Source organism: Mycolicibacterium sp. HS_4_1, from assembly GCF_054515875.1.
This window is the reverse complement of record NZ_CM137261.1, coordinates 1,120,193-1,145,364: the sequence shown is the minus strand read 5'-3', so window position 1 is coordinate 1,145,364 and position 25,172 is coordinate 1,120,193. Positions and strand designations below refer to the sequence as shown.

General features: G+C 62.8%; 31 protein-coding genes and 1 pseudogene. 16 read left to right on the top strand and 16 right to left on the bottom strand.

What is annotated here, in order from left to right; genetic code table 11:
- Positions 1 to 21 precede the first annotated feature (21 nt).
- From ACX12F_RS05515 to ACX12F_RS05500, 4 genes are all read right to left on the bottom strand, one after another.
- Positions 22 to 384 carry a nuclear transport factor 2 family protein gene (locus tag ACX12F_RS05515; RefSeq protein WP_459368635.1) on the bottom strand — a complete coding sequence of 121 codons (363 nt, stop codon included), beginning with the start codon at positions 382 to 384 and terminating at the stop codon, positions 22 to 24.
- Between the two features lie 40 nt (positions 385 to 424).
- Positions 425 to 853 (bottom strand): MarR family winged helix-turn-helix transcriptional regulator, encoded by a 429-nt coding sequence (locus tag ACX12F_RS05510; RefSeq protein ID WP_459370243.1) that lies wholly within the window; start codon positions 851 to 853, stop codon positions 425 to 427.
- 210 nt (positions 854 to 1,063) lie between these two features.
- Positions 1,064 to 1,213: a DUF1059 domain-containing protein gene (locus tag ACX12F_RS05505; protein WP_459368634.1), complete on the bottom strand. Its 150-nt coding sequence runs from the start codon at positions 1,211 to 1,213 to the stop codon at positions 1,064 to 1,066.
- 41 nt (positions 1,214 to 1,254) lie between these two features.
- Positions 1,255 to 1,887, bottom strand: coding sequence for a hypothetical protein (locus ACX12F_RS05500; protein ID WP_459368633.1), 633 nt, complete (start codon positions 1,885 to 1,887; stop codon positions 1,255 to 1,257).
- A gap of 179 nt (positions 1,888 to 2,066) precedes the next feature.
- Here ACX12F_RS05500 and ACX12F_RS05495 point away from each other — a divergent pair, with 179 nt between their 5' ends.
- On the top strand, positions 2,067 to 2,729 hold the full coding sequence (locus ACX12F_RS05495) for a nitroreductase family protein (protein WP_459368632.1): 663 nt from the start codon (positions 2,067 to 2,069) through the stop codon (positions 2,727 to 2,729).
- 76 nt (positions 2,730 to 2,805) lie between these two features.
- Here the strand turns inward: ACX12F_RS05495 and ACX12F_RS05490 are convergent, their stop codons facing one another.
- From ACX12F_RS05490 to ACX12F_RS05475, 4 genes are all read right to left on the bottom strand, one after another.
- A complete protein-coding gene (locus tag ACX12F_RS05490) occupies positions 2,806 to 3,462 on the bottom strand; it encodes an HhH-GPD-type base excision DNA repair protein (RefSeq protein ID WP_459368631.1) in 657 nt (218 codons plus the stop codon).
- Positions 3,463 to 3,542: 80 nt separating this feature from the next.
- Positions 3,543 to 4,232 (bottom strand): hypothetical protein, encoded by a 690-nt coding sequence (locus ACX12F_RS05485; protein ID WP_459368630.1) that lies wholly within the window; start codon positions 4,230 to 4,232, stop codon positions 3,543 to 3,545.
- A 79-nt stretch (positions 4,233 to 4,311) separates the two neighbouring features.
- Positions 4,312 to 4,875 (bottom strand): hypothetical protein, encoded by a 564-nt coding sequence (locus ACX12F_RS05480; protein WP_459368629.1) that lies wholly within the window; start codon positions 4,873 to 4,875, stop codon positions 4,312 to 4,314.
- 74 nt (positions 4,876 to 4,949) lie between these two features.
- The gene (locus tag ACX12F_RS05475) at positions 4,950 to 5,564 is read right to left on the bottom strand and encodes a hypothetical protein (protein ID WP_459368628.1); all 615 of its coding nucleotides are present in this window, start codon (positions 5,562 to 5,564) and stop codon (positions 4,950 to 4,952) included.
- 144 nt (positions 5,565 to 5,708) lie between these two features.
- On the opposite strand from ACX12F_RS05475, the gene ACX12F_RS05470 reads away from it, so the two are divergent.
- The 6 genes from ACX12F_RS05470 to ACX12F_RS05445 all read left to right on the top strand — a co-directional run bounded on the left by ACX12F_RS05470 (position 5,709) and on the right by ACX12F_RS05445 (position 10,231).
- On the top strand, positions 5,709 to 5,978 hold the full coding sequence (locus tag ACX12F_RS05470; RefSeq protein WP_459368627.1) for a hypothetical protein: 270 nt from the start codon (positions 5,709 to 5,711) through the stop codon (positions 5,976 to 5,978).
- A complete protein-coding gene (locus ACX12F_RS05465) occupies positions 5,975 to 6,934 on the top strand; it encodes an AAA family ATPase (RefSeq protein WP_459368626.1) in 960 nt (319 codons plus the stop codon). Before ACX12F_RS05470 ends, ACX12F_RS05465 begins: the two co-directional genes overlap by 4 nt.
- A 273-nt stretch (positions 6,935 to 7,207) precedes the next feature.
- On the top strand, positions 7,208 to 7,993 hold the full coding sequence (locus ACX12F_RS05460) for a hypothetical protein (RefSeq protein ID WP_459368625.1): 786 nt from the start codon (positions 7,208 to 7,210) through the stop codon (positions 7,991 to 7,993).
- Between the two features lie 553 nt (positions 7,994 to 8,546).
- A complete protein-coding gene (locus ACX12F_RS05455; protein WP_459368624.1) occupies positions 8,547 to 9,353 on the top strand; it encodes a hypothetical protein in 807 nt (268 codons plus the stop codon).
- Between the two features lie 55 nt (positions 9,354 to 9,408).
- Positions 9,409 to 9,759, top strand: a complete 351-nt coding sequence (locus ACX12F_RS05450) for a hypothetical protein (protein WP_459368623.1) — start codon at positions 9,409 to 9,411, stop codon at positions 9,757 to 9,759.
- A gap of 292 nt (positions 9,760 to 10,051) precedes the next feature.
- Positions 10,052 to 10,231 (top strand): hypothetical protein, encoded by a 180-nt coding sequence (locus tag ACX12F_RS05445; protein WP_459368622.1) that lies wholly within the window; start codon positions 10,052 to 10,054, stop codon positions 10,229 to 10,231.
- 101 nt (positions 10,232 to 10,332) lie between these two features.
- Here ACX12F_RS05445 and ACX12F_RS05440 read toward each other — a convergent pair.
- Positions 10,333 to 11,603 (bottom strand): IS3 family transposase gene (locus ACX12F_RS05440; protein ID WP_459367093.1). Its coding sequence is split into 2 segments (ribosomal slippage): positions 10,333 to 11,330 and positions 11,330 to 11,603, totalling 1,272 coding nucleotides; the frame shifts between segments, so codons are not numbered across the junction.
- Between the two features lie 78 nt (positions 11,604 to 11,681).
- Here ACX12F_RS05440 and ACX12F_RS05435 point away from each other — a divergent pair.
- The 3 genes from ACX12F_RS05435 (at position 11,682) to ACX12F_RS05425 (ending at position 15,468) form a co-directional block, all read left to right on the top strand.
- Positions 11,682 to 14,117 carry a hypothetical protein gene (locus ACX12F_RS05435; protein WP_459368621.1) on the top strand — a complete coding sequence of 812 codons (2,436 nt, stop codon included), beginning with the start codon at positions 11,682 to 11,684 and terminating at the stop codon, positions 14,115 to 14,117.
- Positions 14,118 to 14,551: 434 nt separating this feature from the next.
- Positions 14,552 to 15,139, top strand: a complete 588-nt coding sequence (locus ACX12F_RS05430) for a hypothetical protein (RefSeq protein ID WP_459368620.1) — start codon at positions 14,552 to 14,554, stop codon at positions 15,137 to 15,139.
- Positions 15,139 to 15,468, top strand: coding sequence for a hypothetical protein (locus tag ACX12F_RS05425; RefSeq protein WP_459368619.1), 330 nt, complete (start codon positions 15,139 to 15,141; stop codon positions 15,466 to 15,468). The genes ACX12F_RS05430 and ACX12F_RS05425 overlap by 1 nt, the downstream gene beginning before the upstream one ends.
- 57 nt (positions 15,469 to 15,525) lie before the next feature.
- Here ACX12F_RS05425 and ACX12F_RS05420 read toward each other — a convergent pair whose 3' ends face one another.
- The 3 genes and pseudogenes from ACX12F_RS05420 to ACX12F_RS05410 all read right to left on the bottom strand — a co-directional run.
- Positions 15,526 to 15,795: a DUF1883 domain-containing protein gene (locus ACX12F_RS05420; protein ID WP_459368618.1), complete on the bottom strand. Its 270-nt coding sequence runs from the start codon at positions 15,793 to 15,795 to the stop codon at positions 15,526 to 15,528.
- Between the two features lie 277 nt (positions 15,796 to 16,072).
- On the bottom strand, positions 16,073 to 17,626 hold the full coding sequence (locus ACX12F_RS05415; RefSeq protein ID WP_459368617.1) for a recombinase family protein: 1,554 nt from the start codon (positions 17,624 to 17,626) through the stop codon (positions 16,073 to 16,075).
- Positions 17,627 to 17,676: 50 nt separating this feature from the next.
- A pseudogene (locus tag ACX12F_RS05410) lies at positions 17,677 to 17,781 on the bottom strand (HhH-GPD-type base excision DNA repair protein); the annotation flags it as partial.
- A gap of 133 nt (positions 17,782 to 17,914) precedes the next feature.
- On the opposite strand from ACX12F_RS05410, the gene ACX12F_RS05405 reads away from it, so the two are divergent.
- Positions 17,915 to 18,211 carry a DUF732 domain-containing protein gene (locus ACX12F_RS05405; protein ID WP_459368616.1) on the top strand — a complete coding sequence of 99 codons (297 nt, stop codon included), beginning with the start codon at positions 17,915 to 17,917 and terminating at the stop codon, positions 18,209 to 18,211.
- 6 nt (positions 18,212 to 18,217) lie between these two features.
- On the opposite strand, the gene ACX12F_RS05400 is transcribed toward ACX12F_RS05405, so the two are convergent.
- Together ACX12F_RS05400 and ACX12F_RS05395 are read right to left on the bottom strand one after the other, a co-directional pair.
- Complete coding sequence (locus tag ACX12F_RS05400) at positions 18,218 to 19,096, bottom strand: dihydrodipicolinate synthase family protein (protein WP_459368615.1); 879 nt, start codon at positions 19,094 to 19,096, stop codon at positions 18,218 to 18,220.
- A 24-nt stretch (positions 19,097 to 19,120) separates the two neighbouring features.
- Entirely contained in the window at positions 19,121 to 19,906 is a 786-nt protein-coding gene (locus tag ACX12F_RS05395; RefSeq protein ID WP_459368614.1) for an aldolase, read from the bottom strand.
- Positions 19,907 to 20,007: 101 nt separating this feature from the next.
- Between ACX12F_RS05395 and ACX12F_RS05390 the strand changes: the two genes are divergently transcribed.
- The 3 genes from ACX12F_RS05390 to ACX12F_RS05380 are packed head-to-tail and all read left to right on the top strand — an operon-like array spanning position 20,008 to position 23,084.
- Positions 20,008 to 20,532 carry a helix-turn-helix domain-containing protein gene (locus ACX12F_RS05390; protein ID WP_459368613.1) on the top strand — a complete coding sequence of 175 codons (525 nt, stop codon included), beginning with the start codon at positions 20,008 to 20,010 and terminating at the stop codon, positions 20,530 to 20,532.
- A 3-nt stretch (positions 20,533 to 20,535) separates the two neighbouring features.
- On the top strand, positions 20,536 to 21,756 hold the full coding sequence (locus tag ACX12F_RS05385) for an MFS transporter (RefSeq protein ID WP_459368612.1): 1,221 nt from the start codon (positions 20,536 to 20,538) through the stop codon (positions 21,754 to 21,756).
- Between the two features lie 44 nt (positions 21,757 to 21,800).
- Positions 21,801 to 23,084 (top strand): acyltransferase family protein, encoded by a 1,284-nt coding sequence (locus ACX12F_RS05380; RefSeq protein ID WP_459368611.1) that lies wholly within the window; start codon positions 21,801 to 21,803, stop codon positions 23,082 to 23,084.
- Here the strand turns inward: ACX12F_RS05380 and ACX12F_RS05375 are convergent.
- Both ACX12F_RS05375 and ACX12F_RS05370 read right to left on the bottom strand, forming a co-directional pair.
- Positions 23,081 to 23,269, bottom strand: a complete 189-nt coding sequence (locus ACX12F_RS05375) for a DUF5302 domain-containing protein (protein WP_459368610.1) — start codon at positions 23,267 to 23,269, stop codon at positions 23,081 to 23,083. The two genes, ACX12F_RS05380 and ACX12F_RS05375, sit on opposite strands and share 4 nt — an antisense overlap.
- A gap of 18 nt (positions 23,270 to 23,287) precedes the next feature.
- Entirely contained in the window at positions 23,288 to 23,731 is a 444-nt protein-coding gene (locus tag ACX12F_RS05370; protein ID WP_459368609.1) for a PPOX class F420-dependent oxidoreductase, read from the bottom strand.
- Between the two features lie 54 nt (positions 23,732 to 23,785).
- On the opposite strand from ACX12F_RS05370, the gene ACX12F_RS05365 reads away from it, so the two are divergent.
- Both ACX12F_RS05365 and ACX12F_RS05360 read left to right on the top strand, forming a co-directional pair.
- Positions 23,786 to 24,307 (top strand): DUF1697 domain-containing protein, encoded by a 522-nt coding sequence (locus ACX12F_RS05365; RefSeq protein ID WP_459368608.1) that lies wholly within the window; start codon positions 23,786 to 23,788, stop codon positions 24,305 to 24,307.
- Positions 24,304 to 25,137: a class I SAM-dependent methyltransferase gene (locus tag ACX12F_RS05360; protein ID WP_459368607.1), complete on the top strand. Its 834-nt coding sequence runs from the start codon at positions 24,304 to 24,306 to the stop codon at positions 25,135 to 25,137. The genes ACX12F_RS05365 and ACX12F_RS05360 overlap by 4 nt, the downstream gene beginning before the upstream one ends.
- The last annotated feature ends 35 nt before the right edge of the window (positions 25,138 to 25,172 follow it).

Here is a 25,172-nt window from a genome sequence, read left to right as displayed (position 1 = left end):
TCAACTTAGGTGATGTATCACCTATTCCCCACTGCTCAGCACCGTCCACAACCTCACGATGCGGTCATCGGCCATCTCGGCCACGTCGAAACCCGACGCCACCGTGACCTCGCCCGCGGCGCGAACCTCCCATGCCAGGAACCCCAGGCCACGGGTCTGGCGAACCGGGCCGGCCTTCGCAAAACGCAGACCGGTCAACTTTTTCTGCAGTTCAGCGGCTTTGGCGTTCAGTTGGTCGTGGCCGATGGCGACACCATCGTCATCGATCCACTGCACATCCTCCGCATAGGTCTCGGCAATCGCGGCCGCACGCCACTGCGGGTCGCGCTCGTCGAACACGGCCAGCAGGTTGGCTTCCATCAGGCGGGTGACGACTTCACTCATTGCGCAACTCCAGACGATTTAGGTGATAGATCACCTAAATCTAGCTTGGTGTCGGCGGCAGCGAGCTGTTGTGATCGAGGTTGACGTGGATGTGCTCCAACGCGGCGGTGAACGGGCCGAGCAGGTTCTCCGGCAACGGATCGAAGAACAGGCTCCGGACCAGGTCGACGTGCCCGGGCGCAGCCTCGGCGATCGCCCGCCGACCGCTCACGGTCAGCACGACATTGGTGGTGCGGCCGTCCTGGGCGCTCGGGCGGCGCTCGGTCAAGCCACGTTCTTCCATGCGCCGCAGTTGATGCGAGAGCCGGCTGCGTTCCCAGCCGATCTGTGCGGCGAGGTCGCTGACCCGCAGTCCGGCGTCGTTGTCGCCGGAGAGCGCCACCAAGACGTCGTAATCGGCCAGGGACAGCCCGGAATCGGCCTGCAGCTGGCGGTTCATCTCGTAATTCATCCGCAGCTGCACCCGCATGTACGCCACCCAGGCCCGCTGCTGCTGTGGCGTGAGCCATCCCCGCTCGGGCGTCTCCCCCACCTTTCTCGGCGTCACGCCCGTCAGTATGACGTGCGTGACGCCGGCAGAAAGGGGGCGAGCTGTTGTAACGACACAGCTCGGCACCACCCGGCACACAGCAGCGAGCGTGGCCGCCCCCGAGGCAACCACGCTCGCTGATGTGTTGGCTCAGTAAGCCATGAACAGGATCATCTCGCGGTCATATTCGCGACCGGGGTGCTGCTCGGCGAGATGGGCCTGCGCCTTCTCGACCAGATCGTCCTCGTCCTTGCCGGAAATCGCCTCGCCGCAGGGGCAATTCAAGTGTGTCTTAGCCATACACATCACCTTCCCATATGCGGCATTGCCTACATCACAAACTATGCAGACAAATTGTTCTTGATCTGGGTGTCCTGCATCTTGGCGATCGCCAGCGCACTGTCCGACGGCACCGGGTCGTTCGGCGCGCTCTCGAACTCGAGATTGGCCAGCACTTTGCCCTGCGTGAAATACACCTCCGTCACCGCCTTTGCACCATCGGGTGACATACCGGTGGCCATGAAGCCTCCGTCGCCGACGTCAACGGGCTGCGGTTCGGCGGTGACCTCTTTGGCGAGGGAAGCCTTGAAACCTTGCAACGACTGCACCGCCGCCGCGGGGCTTTCGTCGACGAAGATGGCGAACAAGAGGACCTCGCCCTTGGCGGCATTGGTCAATGTCTGCCCGATTCCGGGCTGTCCATTGGGATTCTGGACGGCTTCGCCGGCGGTGAAGCTCGGGTCGACGTCAGCCGGCTTGAGCAGCAGCTTGCTGTAGTCAGCTCCTTGGGCCGCCGGAGCGGGGGCAACGGCGGCGCTCGACGTGGTGGCGGTCGTCGCCGAAGACGACGACGCTGACGACGTCGCCGAAGACGACGCGGACTCCTTGTCATCACCACCGCACCCGGCCACGGTCATGCCGAACAGCAATGTCGCGGCGAACAAGCCGGCCGTCGTGGTCTGCGCAATCGTCATGAAGGAGTCCTCCCGTACTCACACCGAAGTTGGCGTCCCATCACTTCTACAGCGGCCCGGCGCCTTCCGGAGGACAAATTGACGAAGATGACTATTGCGGTGTGGGTGTCGTCTGAAGACCGACAATTCATGTGTGTTCCAGCCATGCCGAACGACGTTGGTTACGCATGATGGTCGGTATGGAGATTTACGACGTCATGCGCACGACCGGTGCCGTCCGCAAGTTCAGCGGCGAGCCCCTCCCCGACGAAGTGCTCGAGCGCATCCTCGACAACGCGCGGTTCGCCCCGAGCGGCGGCAACCGGCAGGGCGCGCGGGTGATCGCGGTGCGTGACGTCGACACGCGCAAGAAGCTGGGTGAACTGTCCAAACCCGGCGCCAGGCAGTACGTCGCGCAGATCGCCGCCGGCGAGGGCCCCTGGAACCCGTTGCGGCCCTGCGGTGTCGACCCCGCGGTCGTCGAGGCGACGCCGGTTCCGGACGGCATGGTCACCGGCACCTTGTTGGGCGCCGACGTCGTACTCGTGGTGTGCCTGGACCTCGGCGTGGCCGCGGCGTTCGATCAGCACCTGGACCGCATCGGCGTGATCAGCGGTGCCTCGATCTACCCGTTCGTCTGGGGCATTCTGCTGGCCGCCCGCAACGAGGGCTTCGGCGGCGTGCTGACCACCATGGTGGTCGCACAGGAGCCCGCCGTGCGCGAACTACTCGGCATCCCCGATAACTACGCCGTGGCGTGCATGCTGCCGCTGGGCAAGCCGGTCAAGCAGGTGACCAAACTGACCCGACGGCCGGTCTCGGAGTTCACCACGCGGGAGCGGTTCGACGGTCCGCCGTTGTGATCGCGTCGAGCGTGGGGCTTTACGAGGAAAACCGCCGCCGGAATTTCCTCGTCATCCCCCACTCTCGAAAGTAAGTTCAGGCCTTGGCTGCTTTGGCGGCCGCCTTCATCTGCTTCTTGTAGGCGCGGACCTGATCCAGTGAGCCCTTGTCGACGACGTCGGCGACGGACATGTGGGTGCCCTGCTTGCCGTAGTCGCCGGCGGCGGCGCGCCAGCCGTCGGGCGTGACGCCGTACTGCTTACCGAGCAGCGCCAGGAAGATCTTGGCTTTCTGCTCACCGAATCCGGGCAGCGCCTTGAGGCGGCGCAGCACCTCTTTGCCGTCGGGGTCGCCGGTGGTCCACAGGGCCGCCGCGTTGCCGTCGTACTCGTCGACGATCATCTGCGACAGGGCTTGCACCCGCTTGGCCATGGAGCCCGGAAAGCGGTGCACCGCAGGGGTTTGCGCGAACAACTCGGCGAACTTGTCGGGGTTGAAGTCGGCGATCTCGCGGGCGTCGAGACCACCCATCCGGTCCTCGAGCTTCTTCGGCCCGGCGAACGCCACCTCCATGGGGATCTGCTGAGAAGTGGCAACACGATTACTCGCGAGGCGGTCAGCCAACTTCTTCGGGCCGGAGAAGGCCACTTCTAGGGGTATCTGCTGGTCAAGACACATACCTACCAACAGAGCGAACGGACACTCAGTCAGCAGCTCGTCGGCTTCAGGGTCTTGTGCAAGACAAAGGGTCATCGCGTCACCTCTCGACAAGCCGACGACATGCGGTCGCCTGCGGCTTCTACAGAAAACAGAGTAGTAACCAGGTGCGCCGCCTATCCGCGAGGCTTAGACGCTGAGTCAAGCCATCTCTCGATTTCTCGATGCTCCTGTCTGTTCTTGCGAAAGCACGTCAGGTGTACGAAGACGTGCCACCAAGGACAGTTCTCATGGTTATCTTCGACGCGCTCAGGTACGTTGCGGTCTAGTTCGATCTTCCACGTACGTGCCATCGAATCGCGGAACTCGATTGAGTACTCCTCTGCCGGGAATCGAGAACCAAAAAAGGTCACGTCCTTGAATTCACCAGCCTTCACGTGGCCACTGTCCAAGCTCTGCCCTTGCAAAATCCCGCCGCTGACTTTGCTCCAACGGGTTCGCAGCTCATCGACTTCCGCGGCAGTGAGGATGCGACGCCTACGACTCCTCTCGTGTGCGAGAACGTCGCGGAACGAGTGCCTTCGCGCCTGAACAGGTGTCACGTCGAAAATCGACTCATCCGAGAAGTTGTGCACCCGCGCAACAATCTTGTCAGCGGTCCGGTGCTCCGTATCAAACGAGATATGCAGCGCTTGCGCCTTCTCTTCGCGGCGCAGGTTGGCAACGTAGAAATACGCCGCAGTCCCAACAGATATGACCGTTCCGAACGCGCCGAACCAGTTGGCGACTGTGCCCCAGACTTCAACGTGAAACGGGACTTGCCACAGTTCGTTAGTAGCCAAGGGGTAGCTCGGAATGTTCGACATGCAGCAGATGCTATGCAAGACGTGCGACAGCCCTTTGAAGCTGCCAAACTCCGTTTGCTGGCCCTTCAGTTCGCGCTGCTTAGCGCCGGTTGGCGGGCGGGGCCATTACCAGTTCCGGGGTTACGTGTTGATCATCCACGGTGAGGATGCCGAATCCGCGTTGCCAGTTTTCAGCTCTCCCCATGCCTCGGGCGGTTCGTACGTCGACCAGGTTGCCGACTTCCGCGCCGGTCACGGTCGACTGAGCTACCCCGCCGGAGGTGACCGTTTGAGAGCACAGACCGAGCCGACGCGTGTGCCCCATCACGACAGACTTGCCAAACCGACGTGCCGCGCCCAACGCCGTGTTGCCGGGTACTCGACTGTCTTCATGGGAGCCGTTGCTGCCCGTGCTGATCCACCCCGGAGCGATGTCGTAGAACGCGGGCAGTTGTATTACCTCGTGGCGACGATCAAAGGTTCCCGTGTGAACTCCGATAGGCCCGTCGAAGTTCTCCCTGAGTTGATCGAGCAGGTCCGTTGACGCTTCGATGCAGACGATTTCGTCGGGCCGCATCTCGGATACCGACGCAGCCAACCAGGCGAGAGCCTTCGCGTCGACCTTCGGTTCCACCATTCCAGTTATCAAGATGCGCTTGGTCATCCGACGCACCCTAGACACTTGACATTGCACGAAATCAACAGGCATGCAACGGGTTATGTAACAGGATAAGCAGCCTACGTGGCCTTGCTTTCGCTCGCCGCTCGGAGCTTCTCAGCGGTTTGAGTGAGCGATTCCAGATCACCACCCACGAGTGGCTCTAGAACTTTGATCGTCTTGGCTGTGGTCTTTCCACCAGCCCTGCCGGGGGATCGCTCCAATAGCCCTTTGCGGGTTGCCTGCCACAGATGGTTCTTGATCGCGGCAGGTGACTTGTTGGTCAGCTCTGCGAGATGGTCCAGCGGCTTGTCCTGGCCATGCTTGACAACGTCGACATAGACCCGCGCCAGCAGGGCGAGATACTCCGAGGTGATCGCACCTTCTGCAGCGTGCTCGACCAGCAGACCGGTCAGCTTGTCTCTGGACTGCTGACGAAGTCGTTGGAAGCGCTTGGAGTGGGTCAAACTCGCCCGCAGCCGGTCCAACGCGTATTTGAAATCTACGTCCCTCAGCACTGTCTGCGACAGCCCGCCTGGTGGGCATGTTTCAGGGTCAGACGGATAGATCACCAACACAGCGGGGCCACCCTGGGTCTCACCTTCGGGCCACTGCATCTCGGCTACCCATTCCATGTTTGGCCCGAGATCGACAGTTACCGAGTACTTATCGTCCTTGACCTGCCATTTCTCCATATCGACACACTAGCATGGTTAACTGCCTTGTCTCACCAGTTAGACATGTTGTATGGTTTCACTCGTCAGCGATGACAACCACCACAGCAGAGAGCAGGAGAAACGAATGCCAAAGCGGGCCAAACCAACTAGGAGACAAGGCAATTGACCACATTCGCCAACGCACAGCGCGTGAAGTCGGGCCGCGTCATCGCAGAACCATTCTGGCTGTATGTCACGCAGCCGACACCGGACACCGTTGCCGTCTACCGGAGCATCGGTGTCAAGGACACCGACCCGATGATGAAGCCGGTCCACGAGCTGACTGCTGGAGCCGACGTGATCGACCGCCGAACAGTCGATGACGAGTACATGATGGACGGCAAGGCCGAGTACACGCTGTACACCGCAGCAGCACTCGCTGATGCCGCATGAGCCTATGGTCCGGTCCATTCAAGGACTTCCAGTACTGGGCAGACCTTGCGGAGAACGAACCCGACTTTCTGATCGACGGCATGCTTCACGCCGCGACCAACACCGTGTCCGGTAAGCCAACGGTTGGCAAGACCCGATTTGTAGCTGCGATGGCAGCGGCAATCGCCAAGGAAGACAAAGAGTTCTGCGGATCCGAGATCGTAGGAGCCGGTCCGGTGATGGTCGTCTCTACCGATGCAGGAGAAACGCGTCGATGGGGCCTACGGATGCGCGAACACGGCGTACCCGATGGCCGTGTCGGCATCGCCAAGTTCAACCCGTTGGATTGGCGGCTGTACGAGGGCCAGGCGCGCTCTGCCCGTCTGCTGATCGTAGACAACTTGACCGGATGCCTGGGAGACAAACGGATCGGCGACGATGACGCCGCACGGGCGCTGTGCACTCCACTCGCTGAGATCGCCGAGAACGGAACCACGGTGCTGCTGATCGCACACTCGGCCAAGAACTTCGAAGCGCAGTCAGGCCGGTACACCCCGACCGGGGTAATGGGATCGACCGTATATCAGGCATGGGAGCGGTTGAACCTGCACATCCACGATGTGACCGAACCGAATACGCGTGCTGTGGCGATCCGCTCGAATGACCACGGAAACCGGGACATCCTGCTACAGGCCGAATGGGGTCGGTCGTCGGCTACGTGGTCACTACTCAGCGTGAAGGAAGACACCCGCCAGCGCAGCGAGGAAGCGCACCAGCGCCGACATGAGTTGTTCGACCTCGTGGTTGAACACCCAGAGCTGTCGACCATCGGCAGCCAGCGGGAGGTAGGTAGGCGACTGTATGCCGCCGACCCTGAGAAGTTCGAATCCGCTGATGCCGCCCGAATCGCCTTCGGACGGGCCAAGAAATCAGCGGGAGGCGAGTTCATCGACGGACGTTGGCAGCATGTGGCCTGACCTAGGTGGAACGGTGGAACCCCCCCTTTGTTTCCAACCCCCCGTGATCCACGTTTTTGTGCCGCCCGTGGTGGGCGGCTTCGGTTGAGGAAAGAGAAATAGCCAGCTCTCGGGCTGGCTCACTAAGCGGCCTTCGAGGCCGCAAATGGCAGCGCCCTTGGCGGGGCGCTGCTCTCCGATTCACAACCCGCCGTCAAAGGCGGGTGATGTCACTAGCCCGCGTCACCAAGCACGGGCATCAATCACCTACAGAAAGAGACGACAAGACACACCATGACTACCGGCAGGAGGGCGCATCGCCGCGCCACCGATTGGGACAAGCTCATACCTGAGGCATACGCCGAGAACGCCGTTGACGACTACGACCTGGTCGAGATTGTCGACCTTGACGACCAGTTCCGTGCGTTTCACTACTCGGCGTACGGTGCCGAAGTTGGCCACGACGGAGACGACGACTCGAAGCTAGTCCGAGTTCGCTCCAGCCGTGTCGGAACCGGTGACCAAGACGAAGCGTTCGACGCAGACAAGATCGACCCGACCAAGCGCCACACCTACGACCAAGTGCAGGTTAAGAGCGAGCCGGTCGACTCTGTGGCCGGCCAAATCGTCTCCGATGGTCACGGGTTCCTGGTTGTAGACAAGCGCAGCCGCCCGTGGAAGACAGCTCCGCGGACCAACTGCGCTCACTGCGCTGGTGAGATGCCAGCGCCGGATGTCACCCGGTTCAAATGCGAATTCGAGCCCGACGACATGAAGGGCTGCAAGTGCTCTGGCTGCACTCTTCGCGACCAGGTGGCCCGTGGTCACGAACGCAACACCGGCCAGCCGAAGAAGTACTGCACGCCAGAGTGCCGACGACTGGCAGACAACGAACGCAACCGATGGAAGCGCGCCGTCGCCAAAGCCGAGAAGCTCGGTATCGACCCGCCAGCCGAACCCGAAGACAAGGGCTTGAAGCTGGTACAACACAACGGCCTGAGGTCCAGCGTGGAAGGCACCGGGCACCGATACGTCGCGAGCACGGCCAGCGGACTACCCGAAGGAGTGCCGCGAGCGTGAAGCCGCCGAAGTATTCCGTAACCAGTAGAGGGGTATCTCCCCAACCCTTCGTTGTGGTTGAGACGACAGCTCCCTGATTGCTTCCTGGCCGGGGAGCTGTCGGCTCCCCTCACCCCCCACCATTGCGCCTCTGGCTTCATGCCAGGGGCGTATTTGTTTTTGCCCATGTTCCTGTTCAAACAGATTGGAGGTGAACCGAAATGGTCACCGTGTGCCCGCAAGGGCACGAACTCAAGTCGAGCGCCGACCGAGACGCAGACGGTTGGTGTAGACATTGCCGCAAGCAGAAGAACGCCACCTATCGCAGTCGACAACGTTCGGCCTTAGTGCTGGCGATGGCGTTGGAGTCGCACGGCATAGAGGTGACGAGACGCGATCCGCCCGTTGACCTTCAAGCGTTGGCGTCAGCGCTCGCCAGCGGATACGTACCCCACCAGGCAGCCCGAATACCTACAGAAGCAAAAGAACTCGCCCAGCGATGACGCTAGGCACCAATCTAGGCCACCCCGAACGGGTGGCCTTTGTTGTCACCACACCCCGAGAGGAATCACACATGTTCGACCAGAAATCGATCGCCGAGAACGTCTCCCGCTGGACCGGCCTTGAAATCAAACTTCCGAAGGAACTCGCCAGCGCCGTAGAGGTTTTCGAAGCTCTGCTGTGGACCGAGGTTAGTTATCAACCCGTGTTCGACGCCGACGACGTGACCCCCGCCAATGCCGAAGACAAGATTCGTCGGTTCGCCGAAGAGCTTGCCCTGTCTGGCTCCACAGGCGGACTGTCGCTACTCGAGGACGCGAAGCGCCGCGCCATCGAAGCCAAAGCCCGCATTGTCAACGCGCTCGCGAGAGTCGCTGTGCCGGAGGTTATCGAGCAGCTGACTCCGACGTTCAACGAGCACGCAAACGCGTACATCGAAGCCGTGAAGAAACTCGGTCCCAGTGTCCCAATTGAGTTGGACAACCCACATCAGCTCAAGTTCACCGCTGAGAACCTGGTGTCATGGGGGGCCGAAGCTGTCGCCGCATACGGCACAGCGCAGCAGGAAGCCCAGTACCTCAACCGGATTAGCAACTGGGTTGCCAACACAAGCCACCTGGCCGGGTTCGTCTCGAAAGACATGGAACGGACGCTACGCATCCTGCGCCCGACCACGATGAGGGAACTCATCAAGCTCGATGCAGCTGCCAACAACCAGGATCCGACACTCGCCGCGATCGATCCAGTCTTGTTCACCGCAGCGAAGCTGGGTATCGAGTTCGGAATCAACACTCTCACGGAAGCCAGCAGCATCCGCGAGAGCTTGGAATCCGTTGTCCTGGACGGATACCAACAGGGACGGCACAAGTCTCAAAACTGACGGCTTCTCTGTTTGTCCCCAAGAAGCAAACTACCCAACTCAGAGAATCGCACGAATGACTAACCAACACAACAGAATCAATCGCAAGACCAGCGCCGCGGCATTGCTCGCGAAGCGACTGGCCGCGACCGCAGGCGAGAAGACGCAGCCCATAGCCGACAGTCTCGCTCAGGCCATCGGCCAGCGACTCGAAGCACGCGGAATCACGCGTGTACCAAGGCTTCCCGTCAACGAGCCAGAACAGAACTGGTACGACCTGGCCGTTGAGAACCACCGGCGACAGCACGGTTTGGAAGCACAGCGGCAGGACCACGTCGCTCCACTCCCCCTCAACGGGGCTGGAGTACTTCGAGCCGCACTCGGCGGCGTCGGCAACGTGGGAACCATCAACGGCGGCACGTCGTGACAGTCGGCAACTTCGTGCCGGTACCTGCTCACGATCCGTTTGAGGTCTGGCTGGCTCGCGTAGAGGCGCACGAGAAGTCAACGGGACGCGAACCTTGGACGCGAGACCCCGAGGAACGCCGAATGCTCTGGGAACGCAAGTACTCCCGGCCAGCTCCGCCGGTTGGCTTGTTCACTGACCTAGCTGACATTCGAGGCACGTCGTGAGCGAGCCGTCATTCCAAGTCGCCAAGGCTCCATACCTAGTTGCCGTGGGCGATGGAACTCGGCTGCGGGTCTACCGAAGTCTCGCAGTGAGCACAGCGTCACCGGCCTACCTCGAGGTGGCCGACCACATAGCCGATCGCGGCATGGTTCTGATCGGGACCAAGACCGGACCTTTTGACGGCATGGCCGGTCGAACCGAGCAATCGCATTACGGCACACCAGAAGCCCGCCATCTCTGGTACGCCACCAATCAACAGGAGGGCTGACGCAGTTCAACCAAACACTTGCAATCCCTTGCAAGGCCCAGAGCCGTTGTTGCTCTGGGCTTTTCTCTTACTGAATCGCCCCGAGTTTGGTGCACACCTGGTTATGGGTGTGCAGCCTCGGATTGGGCTGTCTTCGTAGCGTAGTAGATCTGCTCGTACTCGATCGGTGGGATGCGGCCCAGTCGGTGCATGAGCCGATGGGTGTTGTACCAGTGCACCCAGTCGGCGGTGAGCAGTTCGACGTCGGTCAGGCGGTGCAGGGGGCCACGCCGCAGCGGTGAGTCGTCGCGGACGGCCTCGGTCTTGTACAAGCCGATGGTGGTCTCGGCCAGGGCGTTGTCGAAGGCGTCCCCGACCGTTCCGATCGACGGCACCAATCCCGATAGCGACAAGGTCTCCCCGAACCGCACCGAGGTGTACTGCGACCCCGCATCTGAATGGTGAATTGTATTGCCCGTCAATGGGTTACCCTCACGGCGCCGTAGCTCGGCGGCGTGCTGGATCGCCCGGCGTACGAACCGGTCTTCCTTGCTCGCTGAGCAGGTCCAGCCAACGATCCGTCCGGCGTAGGCGTCGATGGCGAACGCGGTGTAGACGAACACCCCGCCGGCCAGCCGGACATAAGTGAAGTCGGCCACCAGCAGCATGTTAGGGGCCGGCACCCGGAATTGGCGGTCCACCAGATCCGGAGCGCGGTCGGCCGCCGGATCGGCGATGGTGGTGCGGACCTTCTTGCGCCGGCGCACACCCTGCCAGCCGTTGGCCTTCATCAGGCGCTCGACGGTGCAGCGGGCCACCGGGATGCCCTGGCGCTGTAGGTGCGCCCACATCTTCACCGCGCCATACAACGACTCGGGCTTGCGTCGGCCCGCCTCGTCAGGTTCGTAGTAGCCGGCCAACACCTCGGTGATGACGGTGTCCCACAAGGCCCGCGCCGACGGCGGTCGGGCCAGCCAGGCGTAGAAGGTTCTCGGGGCGATCTGGCAGCCATGCTCGGACAGCACGCGGCAGATCGGAGCGACCCCGAACCGAGCGCGATGCTCGGCGATGAACCCGCAAATCAGCGGTGTCGCGGGTCGCTCTCCCGCGCGAAGAAACTTGTTGCCGCCTTGAGGATTTCGATGGTTTCCTCAAGCTCACGGTTCTTACGTTTGAGTTCCCGCAACTCCCGTGCGGTATCGGACGGGACACCATCGCGGACCCCGGTATCGACCTCGGCCTGGTTGACCCACCGGCGCAGCGATTCGTAGGACACCCCCAACCGCTTGGCGACCGCGGTGATGCAGGCCGTGCGGGTTTCGTACTCCTCGGCATGGTCAGTGACCAGCCGCACCGCCCGGGCCTTGAACTCCTCGTCGTACTTCTTCGGCATGATGCGGACAACCTTCCCTCGAAAGAAGGTGTGCATCAAACTCGGGGCGATTCATACATACACAGAAAGGAGTAGCCCGTGGCAGCTAAGAAGCCTGGTATGGCAACCGGGGTCGAGGTAGCCCGTCTCTCTGTCAAGGTCAGCCCTGACACCAAAGACTTTCGATCAGACCTGAAACGTCAGCTCGAGACCATCGAAAAAGCGATGGTCGCGAAGATCGCCGTAGAGCCCGATATGGACGGCTTCCGCAAGAAGATCAAGGCCGAGACCGCTGGTCTCAAAACCAAGATCAAGGTTGACGTCGATCAGTCAGCGGTAACGCAGCTCTCTGGACTCTCAAAGACGTTAGACAGCATATGGAATTCGGCACCCTCCGCTAAAACAGTAGGCGGCGGCATTAGCGCGGGTCCGTTGGTTATGGCTGCTGCAGCAGCCGGACTACTGTTTGCAGCCGCCCCAGTGGTTGGTCTCGTCACCACAGCTCTCATGGCACTACCAGGTGTCGTGGCAGCAGCAGCAACACCTATAACCGCGCTGACCTTGGGCCTGGACGGGTTCAAGAAGTCCGCCGAAAGCATCAAGCCCGAGTTCGATCACCTCAAAAAGGTGATGTCTGATGCGGCGCAGACGCAGTTCTCTCCAGTGTTTCAGAACCTGGCCAACACGATCTTTCCGACGCTGGAGCGTTCGCTACCGAACGTCACCGCAGGCCTAGCTCAGATGGCACAAGGCGCAATCGACGCGTTCAACCGCACGGACAACGCAGCCAAGTTCGAGAACTCGATCAACCGAATCTCCACGGCGCTCAACGACATGCGACCCGGCGTAGACGGGTTCACATCTGGGTTCATCGGTCTAATCGATCAGTTCACGCTCAAGCTGCCCGGTATCACCGAGTGGTTCAACAACTCGGGCAAGGGCTTTGACGAGTGGGTCAAGAAGATCTCCGGTGACGGGAGCCTGTCGACTGCGTTCGATGGCCTAGGCGAGACCATCAAGACGGTGTTGAACTTGCTTGCCGATCTGGGCAAGCAGGGCATTGAGTTCATGGGCAACCCTGACAACCTGAAGGCGTTTCTCGCGACGCTGCGAGGTATTGCTGACTCCCTCAAGGAGATTGGCGAGCTGTCCGGCAGGCTGAATAACTTCCTGTCGCTGCCCGAGCGCATGGCTCCCGGCGTCAAGGACTACGCCGACCTCTATAAGCAAAACGGCGTAGCCAACGAGGCTGAGCTGCTGGCCAAGAACCGCCAGCGAATGTTGGAGCTACAGCAGAAGGCATCTAACGACGCGATGTCTAAGCTCATGCTCCCGGCCAACATGCCGGGTGCTCCCGGTGGCCCTCCTGGTGTAGTCGACAACTTGATCGACAGCTTGAGCAAGGTGCCCGCAGCAGTCGCACCGGCTCAGGATGCAGTCAAGAATCTGGCCAACATCCCGATTCCCGCGAACTCTCCGATTGACACGCTGCTGAAGCCGCCTGACGCCAACGCGGTTGCCAAAGCTGCTGAGCCACTCAAGGCTCAGGCCGCCGAGTACCAGAAGTTCGTCGACAACATCACTCAGCAGGTCCGAGGTTCGTTGTCTCAGGCGACATCTGGGCAGTCGCTTCCCGCTCCGAACTTCGATGAGTTCAAAGCCGCATGGACCGGCCTTATCGCGTTTGTGAACTCGCAGGCGTCACTGATCACCGGGGCTCTCGCAGCGATCACCTCCGCTGTCAGCACCGAGCTGGGCAAGCTCGGAGGCATTGGCTCTGCTGCAGGTTCCGCCCTGATGTCTGGTCTGACCTCAGGCATGCAAGCCGGTGAAGGTGCGCTGATCGCGTACGTCAAGACGATCGCGCCGAAGGTTGCCGCGAACAAGGGTCCGATCCCGTTCGACCTGAAGGTGTTGCAGCCCAACGGCGAAGCCCTCATGCAGGGCCTCGGTAAGGGTATGGAGAACGGATTCCAGCCTGTTCTGGATCAAGCCAAGGACATGGCTGGTCGGATCGCAGACGCGTTCGCTACAGGCACCGACCCAACAGGCAACCTCGCTGGATTCACCAAACCGGAAGTGACCAGGATGGAGAAGGCCCTCGCGTTTGAACAGAAGCGACTGGAGTCGCAGGCGAGAGCCCTTGAGTACCAGGCATCTCAGGCTGGTAAGGGTGCCATAGCCGACTCACTCAAGGCCCGAGCCAAAGAGCTGCGAATGCAGAAGGACCAGTTCAGTCTGCAAAAGGACATGCTCAACCTGACGAAGGAGTACTCCGATGTAGTTGGCGAAAGCTCCAGCGGAGACAACCCACTGGTAAAGGCTACTTCGGGGTTGATGGGTGTTCCGGTCGATTTCGCGAAAGCGACTGGCAAGCAGTTCATGTCGGACCTTGGCATCTCTGGCAACGGGTTCATCTCGAAGGCTGTGACTGAAGGCATCTCGTACGTGTTCAACATCGGTTCGGTTGACGAAGCGTTGTCGATCAAGGACCGCGAGACCGCAAAGAACGCAATCAGCATGTTGGGTCGCTGATGAGCGCACGTAGTGAACGATGTCAGCGAGACGGTTGCCTCAAGCCTGCTGGGCGCACCGGTTGGTGTTCGAGCATCTGCCTGCTGGTTGACCGTGAGTTAGACAAAACACAGCGTGTGTGCACTGCGGTTAGTGACGCAGGAGAGTTGTGGTCTGCTGCAGTAGGACTCAGTGACGCACTCACGGAATACCTTGCAACACAACAACGCTTGCGTAGGAAGGCCTTGGCCGATGGCATGTCTAGCGCCGACGTACGAGAACTCTTATACGGCCCGCGCCGACGAAAGTAGCTCTGACCTGGGGGTTCGGTTCACCCTGGACCCCCAGGGGGGGTACCCCTCCTGCCCCGGCTCCCGACCGGTCCGTGATGCGGACGCCCTATCCAGTACGGGTTTTGAAGCTTTGAGCATTACAGACAACGAAGGAAATCAACGATGGATGACACCACCGACGGCAGCCACGCGCCGCCAGCAACAGCGTGGTGCGGAAAGTGCCGCACGCATAGGCCAGTCACCGACTTTCACAGGTCGAGCCGCAACAAAAGCGGTCGCCAGTCGCACTGCAAACAGTGCATGTGCGCCGCGAGAGTCAAGTCCTACCAAGCGAATCCGCAGCAGGCAGCCGAATACAACAGGCAGTATCGAGAATCGAACGCCGGTCGCAAGAGCGAGGTAGACCGCGCATACCGCGCCGAGAATCCGATCACCGAGCGACTACGCAGAGGCAAGAATCGTGCCATCAAGGCCGGATTGCCGGCAGACGACATCACCACCGAGGAACTACTAGCCGACTGGCAACGTCGAGGTATCGATCCGACGCTGTGCGTCTACACCGGAGAGCCGCTGGAGGACGGCTGGCACATCGATCACACGGTGCCACTGAGTCATCCGAGCACACCGGGGCATGTCGTGACCAACCTTGTGCCGTGCAATCCCCTACCCAACCGAACCAAGGGACGTCGGCACTGGATCGACTACCTTGCCGACCGAGCGCAGGCCGCGCATAGAAAGGCAATCGCCTGATGAGCTTATTGAACAGCGGAACCGAGACCGTCAAGGTCTTTCCCGAGGAGACCATCACCGATGCAGACGGCAACCAGATGACTCAAGCATCCAAGATCGGCACCGACTACCGTGCCAGGGTCCACCCGATCAGCGCCATTGAGACCCAAGAAGTTGGGTTCGAGTCGAAGACCCGTTACCGGCTTCGGTTAGTCAGATACCCCGGTGTACTTGGAGCACAGTCACAGGTCGAATGGCGCGGCAACCGGTACTCGATTGATGGGGAAGGAATGGTCCACACCGGCAGCAGCCGTACCGCCCATGTCGAGTATGTGATGGTTCGCAAGTAATGACCGAACTCAGAAGGACGACACCGCCGAAGCGGTGCCGCCTTCTGCCTTCACCTACTAGTTGGGGAACACCTGGACAGCTGCCTTGCCGCTACCGGCGCGACCGCCGTAGTCGATCGTCACGAACCAGTGCCCGTCAGACGGCACCTGGAGAACTACCGGGGACCGGTTGTAGTGGCCCCCGAAGTACTCGTGCCGCTGGCCAGAGGAGTAGGCCCGGTAGTTGTAAGCGTCGACCAGCTTCACGTTGGCCTCGGTCCCCTGAAGGGTGACGCGGACGCCGGTGCCTGCGGTCTGCTGACCCAGGTCCCAATAGTTGTACTGCACGGTGAATCACCTAACCGACACGTGGTTACAAGTCGTCACTCGCGACACAAGTAGTCCAGTTTTCTGGACATTTAGTCCAGTTTTTTGGACTTTTTGTGCGGTTGGGCCTATGGTCAGTGGAGTAGTTGCGAAGTACATACTGACCAGAGTCCTAACCGGGAGCGACAAGCCCTAGCGGTTAGGACGCTTGTCGTGTCTCCGCTAATATTACACCTAGGGTGCGACAAGCCGAATAGACACAACGTAGGGCCACGCCCTAGGCCGGTTGACGACCCGACTAGGCGAACGGATCCTCATTCGGATCAAAGCCAGGAACCCAGCGATCGAACACAGGAGAGCCGTCGGCCCTCTTGCCCGCAAACACAAACCTGACCCCGGCATCGATCAGCAATTGCCTACGGTCAGAGTCCTGCCAGACCTCCTCGTAGGTCTGCCCGGTCGTCTCAGTCACCCAGCCAGCCGCACGCGACGGCATAGCCGCGAGCTGGTCTCGCTTGGCCACCTGAGAGCGCATCCGCTCCAGCCAACCACTGGTGTCTTCTGGGGTGGTCAATAGGCCAGCATCTGACTCCATACGCAGACGGTCAATCGTCGCGTTGACCTGGTCCAGCTGTGCCGAGTGATCCTCACCAGGTACGAATACGCGCTTGGTGACCTCTTCATCTCCCCACAGCGTCAGAAAGTATGCCTCCAACGCCGAGTCTGCTACCTCTGCGTTGACGCCCATTCCGTTGCAATTCAAGGGAGTTCGTCCACACCGGTACGTGCGCCATTCCCCCATGTCGCCATTGGCCAGCCGCTTACGCGTCGTCTGCTGAGCCATCTGGGAGCCACAGACCGACTCATCAGAGCCGTTGACCCCAGAACGTTTCCCCTCGCACGCTGGGCAGCCGGTGCAGCCGCAGAACCCAACACCCAACATCCTGTTGGTGGTCTTGCTCGGAGTCCGCTGCCCGATCCTTCGGAGCTGGGCAGCCTCTTGTATCTGCTTCCACGTATCAGCGTTGAACGTCGGAGGCCCGAGCCTGATCGGCTCCCCGTCCGTGTCGAGCACGGTCATAGCGTGCTTGCCTCTGCCGGTCATCTTGAGCCCTTGGGTTCGCGGTGAGGTCAGTCCGTCAATCACTACGTTGACCGTCCACGGTCGGGCCTTGGCCGGTTTACCTTTGGCCATCCTGGCCCGGTCCATATTGGTTAGCGCGCCAGACTCGTTGAGCCATGCGGCGATGCGGATGAACGACCAGCCGTCGAGCAGACGCTGAGCCATCTGCTCTAGCAGTTCCTTGCCGACGGGGTCAGTATCGAGACCCTTGCCCTTGCCGCTGGGATGGTCGACAACCTTGAACCCCAGCGGAGGAACCCCAGACGCCCACCGATCCATACCCCTCAGGGCACGGTGCGAGTCTTGCGCTCGAGTCTTAAACCGGTTCAGCTCGAGCTGAGCGAAGAACGAACCGAGGTATACGAATAGCTCAGCCATCATCGCGTCTACGCCCTTGGTTGCGCCTGGCCGGTAGTTCAGCGTCAGCCCGTCATCTGCGAACGCTACGACCTTGTGCCGCTCCTCAGCCCAGCGGGCGAAATCGACACAGTGACGCGTCGAGCGGAAAGCACGGTCCATCTTTGACCAGACGACTACGTCCCACTTGGCCGAGCCCTCCTCCGTCAGCCACGGCCCTAGGTCTGGCCGATCCTCTGGCCGCTTCTCAGCGGAGACCCCGAGGTCTTCAAATGTGCCAACAATTGCGTAACCCTTGGCCTCTGCCCACTTGGTGGCGCTCTCCAACTGAGCCAGGTGTGAGACCTTCTGGGGGCCTTGGACAACGGACACCCGAGCACCCACCAGGGCTCGAAGCGGGGGTTGAGTCATGGTTGCAATCGTATGGGAATCTGCTGATCGAGAAGCATCCCGACCAGCAGCGCGAACGGATTGGACTCGAGCAGTGCGTCGGCGGACGGCTCCTGGACCAGCTGCAGCTTCGACATCAGGCCAGTTTAGGACGCGGCTCCGCACCGGCTGAGCCGCGAACGGATTCCGCCGGTTCAGAGTTTCCGCCTCGGTGCGATGTGCGAACGTGTAGGCCGATAACCGATGACATGCCTGTAGGGGGAAACGGACATGAGACGTGCAGTCGCGGCTTTTCTCGCAGCGATGGCCACCGCTGTTGCCCTGGCCGGCGCGGCCAGCGCCATACCGGACCAGGGCACGCCGGAATTCGACCAGTACCTGCAGGGCCTGGAGCGCAACGGCTACAACCTGAACCCGGATACCGCATGGCGCGTTGCCCACCAGGCCTGCATCGGCGGTATCCCCGGCTACATCAACCTCGAACTGGCCGCCCAGGGCGTCATCGGCCCCGGCGCCCAGCAGCGCGTGATGGACGTGGCCCGGAAGTACGCCTGCCCGGTTCAGTAGTCGCTCTCACGCACTGGCCAGCAGGCCTTTGAGTTCCGCGCGACCGTCCTCGTCGAGCGGCAACAGCGGCGGACGCGGATCGCCGGCGTTGCGGCCCAGAAGATCCAGCCCGGCCTTGACGGTCGTCGGCAGCCCGCCGGCGACGATGAAGCGCAGCAGCGGCGCGAGCTCGTCATAAATCGCCTGCGCGCGGGCCCGGTCACCGGCGCGGACCGCGTCGTACAGGTCGACGCACCGCTGCGGGCGCAGATTCGGTGCGGCCGTGCACCATCCGGACGCGCCGGCCAGCAGCGCGTCGAGCACCAGCGGGTTGCTGCCGTTGTAGAACGGCAGCGCGCCGCCGGAGAGTTCCTTGATGCGCAGCATCCGGGTGAGGTCGCCCGTCGATTCCTTGACCATGCGGACGTTGTCGATGTCGTTGAACATCCGCACGAGCAGTTCGGGGGCCATGTCGATGCCACTGGTGGCCGGGTTGTTGTAAACCATGATCGGCAGGTCCACTGCGGCCGAGATGCTGGCGTAGTGCTGGATGATCTCCCGCTCAGTCAACTTCCAGTAGGAGATCGGCAGCACCATCACCGCGTCGGCACCGGCCCGCTGCGCATACCGCGCACGCCGAATCGTGTTGGTGGTGGTCAGCTCCGACGCGCCGACAATCACCGGGACCCGGCGGTTGACGGTGCCGACCGTGGTGTCGACGACGGCGTCGAACTCGGCCTCGGTGAGGTACGCCGATTCGCCGGTGCTGCCCAACGGTGCGATGGCGTGCGCGCCGGTGCTGACGAGGTGCTCGACGACGGCGGCCAGGGTGTCGGTGTCGACGGTGCCGCCGTCAGCGGTGAACGGGGTGATGGGGTAGGCGATGATGCCGTGGATCTCGGTCATGGTTCAGGTCCTTTCCAGGGTCGGTCAGTTGTCGAGCGCGTCGGGGTGGCGCACCAGGGCACGCCGCGCGTAGTAGGCGAAGTTGGCGACGCTGCGCTTGGGCGTCAGCGTCCAGTCGTGCGCCTCGCGGGCCAGCCGGTCCGGCAGCGGAGCGATGGTGCCGGCAGCCATGGCAGCCAGCTGCAGCTTGGCGCCGCGCTCGATGAGCATGGCCAGCGAGCAGGCTTCCTCGACGCTGGCGCCGGCCACCACCTGTCCGTGGTGGGCCAGCAGGATCGCCTTCTTGTCCCCCAGCGCAGCGGAGATGATCTCGCCTTCCTCGTTGCCGACCGGCACGCCGGGCCAGTCCTTCAGGAAGGCGCAGTCGTCGTACAACGGCGCGATGTCCATCTGCGAGACGATCAGCGGGACTTCGAGCATCGACAGTGCCGCGACGTGGAACGGATGCGTGTGCACGATGCAGTTCACGTCCGGCCGGGCGCGGTAGATCCAGGAGTGAAAACGGTTGGCGGGGTTGGCCATTCCGCCGCCATCGAGGACGCCCAGGTCTTCGTCGACGAGCAGCAGGTTGCCCGCGGTGATCTCGTCGAATCCCAGCCCGAGTCGCTGGGTGTAGTACGTGCCGGGCTCCTCGGCGCGCGCGGTGATCTGCCCGGCCAGCCCCGAATCATGCCCGGCGTCGAACAGCGCCCGACAGGTCAGCGCCAGCTTCTCACGGACGCTCAGATTCGAGTCAGCGAAATGACGGTTCATCCCGTCTTCGGCGCGCTGCATCAGTTCACTCTTGGAGTCATGCATGGTGTCGGTCATTCGGTACTCCCCTCGACTTCGGCGCGCGGCCGCGCCTGGATGACACATTGCAGACCATAGGACACATTGTGTCCTTCAGTCAATGAGATATCCTGGTTGGCGTGAGTGGCTTGTTGCGTGCGGTGCGCCAGCAACGCGGGATGACGCTGGAGGAGCTGGCAGCCGGCACCGGGCTGACCAAGAGCTACCTGTCGAAGGTCGAGCGCGGCCACAGCGTGCCGTCGATCGCCGCCGCGCTCAAAATCTCGCGGACGCTCGATGTCGATGTGGCGCAACTCTTTTCCGATGATCCCGAAGTCAGCACCTTCACCGTCGAGCGGGTATCCGACCGCGGAGCCGTTCGCAATCATGCGATCGCCGCGGGCATGCTGGGCAAGGCCATGTCACCGTTCCTGGTGCGCCCGGGCCGTCAATTCGCCACCCATGCGCACCCGACGCATCCTGGCCAGGAGTTCGTGTTCGTCCACGCGGGAACCGTCGAGCTCAACTACGACGGCCGCCTCGTGGAGCTGGCGGTAGGTGACTGCGCCTATTTCGACGCGGCCACGCAGCACAAGCTCCGTCAGGTCGGCGACGAGACCGCCGAGGTGATCGTCGTGACGTCTTCCCCCGCGCCGCGCCGCTGAGGAATGCCCGCGGGTCACGACGGTGTTGCCCTACCCGTGCTCCAAACTCGAACCGTGACCTCGCGCCTTGGGTTCCCGCTACTCGCCTACGCCTTCGCCGCCATCATGCTCGGCACCACGCTGCCGACGCCGATCTACTCTCTGTACGCCCACAACCTGCACTTCGCGGTCCTGACGACGACGGTCATCTTCTCGGCCTATGCCATCGGCGTGCTGGCCGCGCTACTGCTGTTCGGCCGCTGGTCCGACGCCGTCGGCCGACGGCCGGTGCTGATCGCGGGGGCCGTCGCCGCCATCGCCAGTGCCGTCGTCTTCCTCTACGCCGACAGCGTGCCATTGCTGCTCCTGGGCCGGCTGTTGTCCGGCCTGTCGGCTGGCATCTTCACCGGTACCGCGACGGCCGCCGTCGTCGAGTCGGTGCCGGAGGACCGTCGCGAACAGGCCGCAGCCGGCGCCACGATCGCCAACATCGGCGGGCTGGGCGCCGGCCCGGTCGTGGCCGGCCTGCTGGTGCAGTACGCGCCGCGCCCGCTGCAGCTGCCGTTCCTCGTGCACATAGTGTTGGCGGTCCTGGCGATCGTGGCGGTATCGCTGGTCCCGGAGACCTCGAGCCGTGCCGGCCGGATCGGTTTCCAGCGGCTGTCGGTCCCCGCCGAGGTCCGGGCGACGTTCATCCTCGCGGCCACGGCCGCGTTCGCCGGGTTCGCCGTGATGGGCCTGTTCACGGCGGTGGCGCCGGCGTTCGTCAGCAACGTGATCGGCATCGACAATCACGCCGTCGGCGGCGCGGTCGCGGCGTCGATCTTCGTCGCCTCGGCGGCCGCTCAGCTGGCCGGACGACGCCTTCATCCTCCTCGGGCCGTCGCGCTGGGCTGCGCCATCCTCGTCGTGGGCATGGCAATTCTTGCTGTGGCACTGCAACTTTCATCGCTGTCGGGTCTGTTGACCGCCGCCGTCGTGGCAGGCGTCGGGCAGGGCATCAGCTTCAGCCGCGGCTTGGCGGCCGTTGTCGAAGGCACTGCGACCGAGCGGCGCGCCGAAGTCAGTTCGACGTACTTCGTGGTGGCCTATGTGGCCATCTCGCTACCGGTCGTCAGCCTCGGGTTCGCCGCCCAGCGCTGGGGCCTGCAGGCAGCCGGGGTCAGCTTCGCGGTCATCATCGCCGCCCTCGCCGCGGTCTGCCTGGCTGCCGTTCTGTGGCAGGAACGCCGCAGGTCAGCGTAATTTGAGTAGCACTACCTAGGGGGTCGGCCCTTACGTTCAAACGCATGACCACCCGCGTCTTTCCTTCTGCTGCCGAGATCGCGCAGCGCACGCCGGCCGATCGTGACCGCGCCATCGACGTCATCCGCATCGTCTCGCTGATCGGCGTCGTCGCCGGTCACACCATCATGGCCACCAGCATGATCGAGCACGACGTGTTCCGGTGGGGCAATCTGCTCACCACCTCGGTGGTGTTCCAAGCCCTGACGTGGATCTTCCAGATCATGCCGCTGTTCTTCTTCGCCGGTGTCGCCGCTTCGGCCGGCTCGTACCGCAGTGGGATGAGCTGGGGCGGTTGGCTGCTCAAGCGCTGCACCCGGCTGTACCGGCCGGTGTTCTACTACCTGGCGTTCTGGGCCGGGGCGCTGCTGATCCTGAAACCGCTGCTACCGATCCACGTCTACGAACCCATCGCCGGCATCAGCATCCAGCTGCTGTGGTTCCTGGGTGCCTACGTCATGGTGCTGGCCGCGGTGCCGCTACTGCTCCGGATCACCACCGTCGGCCGGCTCGTCGCGTCAGTGGCCGGTACCTACGTCCTGGTCGCGCTCGTCGACGCCATCCGCATCAACGACCACTCCTGGTCGGCGCTGGGTTATGTGAACTTCGTGGTGTGGCTGATCCCCGGCATGTTCGGGGTGGCGTACCGCCGTGGCCTACTGACGGCCGCCAACGCGCTGCGCGTCGGATTGGCCCTGCTGGCGGTCAATGTCGCGATGGTCTGGGTCGGACCCTATGAGCTGAGCTTGGTCGGCATCGAGACGCAGCACATCAAGAACATGACGCCGCCGTCGCTGCTGCTCGCTGGTCACGCAATCATGATGTGCGCGTTCGCCATTGCCGCCGCCCCGGCCATCAGCCGCTGGGCCGCCCGGCCGCAGGTGTGGCGCTTCGCGGTGATCGGCAACACCGGCGCGATGACTCTCTACCTCTGGCACATGCCCGCACTGCTCGGTATGCACCTGGCCTTCGATCTGGCCGGCCTGCCCCGCTATCCCGGCCAGCCGCACTTCCTGGTGCTGAGCGTCTACCAGGTGGCGCTCATGGCGGCGCTGGTCGCCGGGCTGTTCCTGCTGCTGCGACCGCTGGAGAACAACCCGCTACCGCTGTGGGACGGCGGCCGGGTCTCGGAACCGGGTTGGCGCAGCGCAGCCGTCGGCACGCTGTTGGTGATCGCCGGCGCCGCGACGTTGGCGTCGGTCGGCTGGGGCCTGAAAGACACCGGTTTGCAGTGTGTTTCGGTGCTGCTGGCCGCGCTGGTAGCGGCTCGGGCACTGGCCCGGGACTAGCCGCTCTTGCGCCGGAACTCCCGCCGACCGCCGCCGACCGCGCCGTGCGACTTGTTCTGCTTGGCGCCGCCGTCCCGGTGGGCGGTGGCGCCGGCGGAACCGGCCTTCTTACGTTCGAGCGCCTCGCGGAACTTGCGCTTGGTCTCGTCGGACGATGCTGAACCTTCGGCGGAGTTCTCGGGCATGCACGCAGACTAGCGCGTTCACAGCAGGCCGGGCGGCATCCCATACAGATGGGTTACGGGCATGGTGAACAGGACCCGGCGGTCGGCGACCATGGCCCGCCGGTAGTCGTCCCAGTCCGGGTGTTCACCGGAGATATTGCGGTACAAGGCAATCAAGCCTTCGACGGTGTCGTCGTCGGGCGACGCGGCCGGTGGGCTCAGCACCGCATCGCCCTCGGCGACCGCATACGCCCAGCCGTCGTCGGACCGGACGTAAATCGACGCCCGGGCATCGCGCCGCAAGTTTCGGGTCTTGGCCCGGGGTTCGGTGATCGAGACCCCGATGGTGACGGCGCGTGGGTCGAAGTAATAGGACACGTTCGACAGCTGCGGGCGACCGTCGCGTTTGATGGTGGCCAGCACGCCCAGCGAATTGTCGCTGAGCAGCGCGAGCAGCTTGTCTTCGAAGACCTGACGGGTCATGGCACCCAGCGTACGGCGCAACTGCCTACCATTGGGCGTCATGACGGAGTTCGTGTGACGCGCTACGCGGTATTTCTGCGCGGCGTCAACGTCGGCGGGGTGAATCTGAAGATGGCCGACGTGGCAGCCACCTTGCGGCAGGCCGGTTTCGATGACGTGACGACGCTGCTGGCCAGTGGCAACGTCGTGCTGTCCAGTTCCGCGAAAGCGTCCACGGTACGCGCGAAAGCCGAAGCCGCGCTGCGGGAATCATTCGGGTATGACGCCTGGGTGCTGGTATATCCGGGCGACGAACTGCGGACCATCTCCGCGGATTTCCCGTTCGAGCGCGAGGTCGACGGCCATCATTCGTACGTGACATTCGTCAGCGATCCGGACGTGCTCGACGAATTGGCGGGCTTGATCCCCACCTCCGGCGAGACGATCCAGCGCGGTCACGGTGTTCTGTACTGGCAGGTGGCCCGCGGTAGCACCCTCGACAGCCCGCTCAGCAAGACCATGGCCAAGAAGCGCTACAAGTCGTCCACCACCACCCGCAACCTGCGGACCGTCGAGAAAGTGCTGGCTGCCGTATGAGCTCACCGCAGAAGATCGACGGCACCACGCTGACGGGCGTCTCCGAGACGGCGCTGATGACCCTGCAGGTCCGGGCCAGCGAGGCGCGCCGGCCCGACGGCATCATCGACGATCCGGTCGCGGTCGAGCTGGTGGACCGCATCGACTTCGATTTCGCCAAGTTCGGTTATTCGAGGCGGCCCGACATGGCGATGCGCGCGTTGGCGTTCGACCGCGCTACCTGCGACTATCTGCGCGAGCATCCGAAGGCCACCGTGGTGGCGCTGGCCGAAGGTCTGCAGACCAGCTTCTATCGCATCTCCGCCAGCGACGTGGGTACCGAATTCCGTTGGCTGACAGTTGATCTGCCGCCGATGATCGAGGTCCGCAGCAAGCTGCTGCCCCCTTCGGACCGGGTTGCGGTGTGCGCACAGTCGGCGCTCGACTACAGCTGGATGGATCGGGTCGACAGCTCCGAGGGCGTCTTCATCACGGCCGAGGGCCTACTGATGTACCTGCAGCCCGAGGAGTCGTTGGGGCTGATCGCCGAGTGCGCCAAGCGGTTTCCGGGCGGACGGATGATGTTCGATTCGCCGCCCGCGATGTTCGCCCGACTGGTGGGCCGCGGGATGCGGACCTCGTTGCGCTACCGGGTGCCTCCGATGCCGTTCACCCTGTCGGCAAGCCAGGCCGCACGATTGGTCGACACCATCCCGGGAATTCGGGCCGTCCACGACGTCGAGTCCCCCGCCACGCGCAGCCGGGTGCTCAACGCCATCATGCGCGCGGCGCAACGGACGTCGCTGCTCGACCCGGTGCGCCCCGCGATGACGCTGCTGGAGTTCGGCTAGTCGCCTCGCGCCGTATGCGCTGACAGACAGCGAAT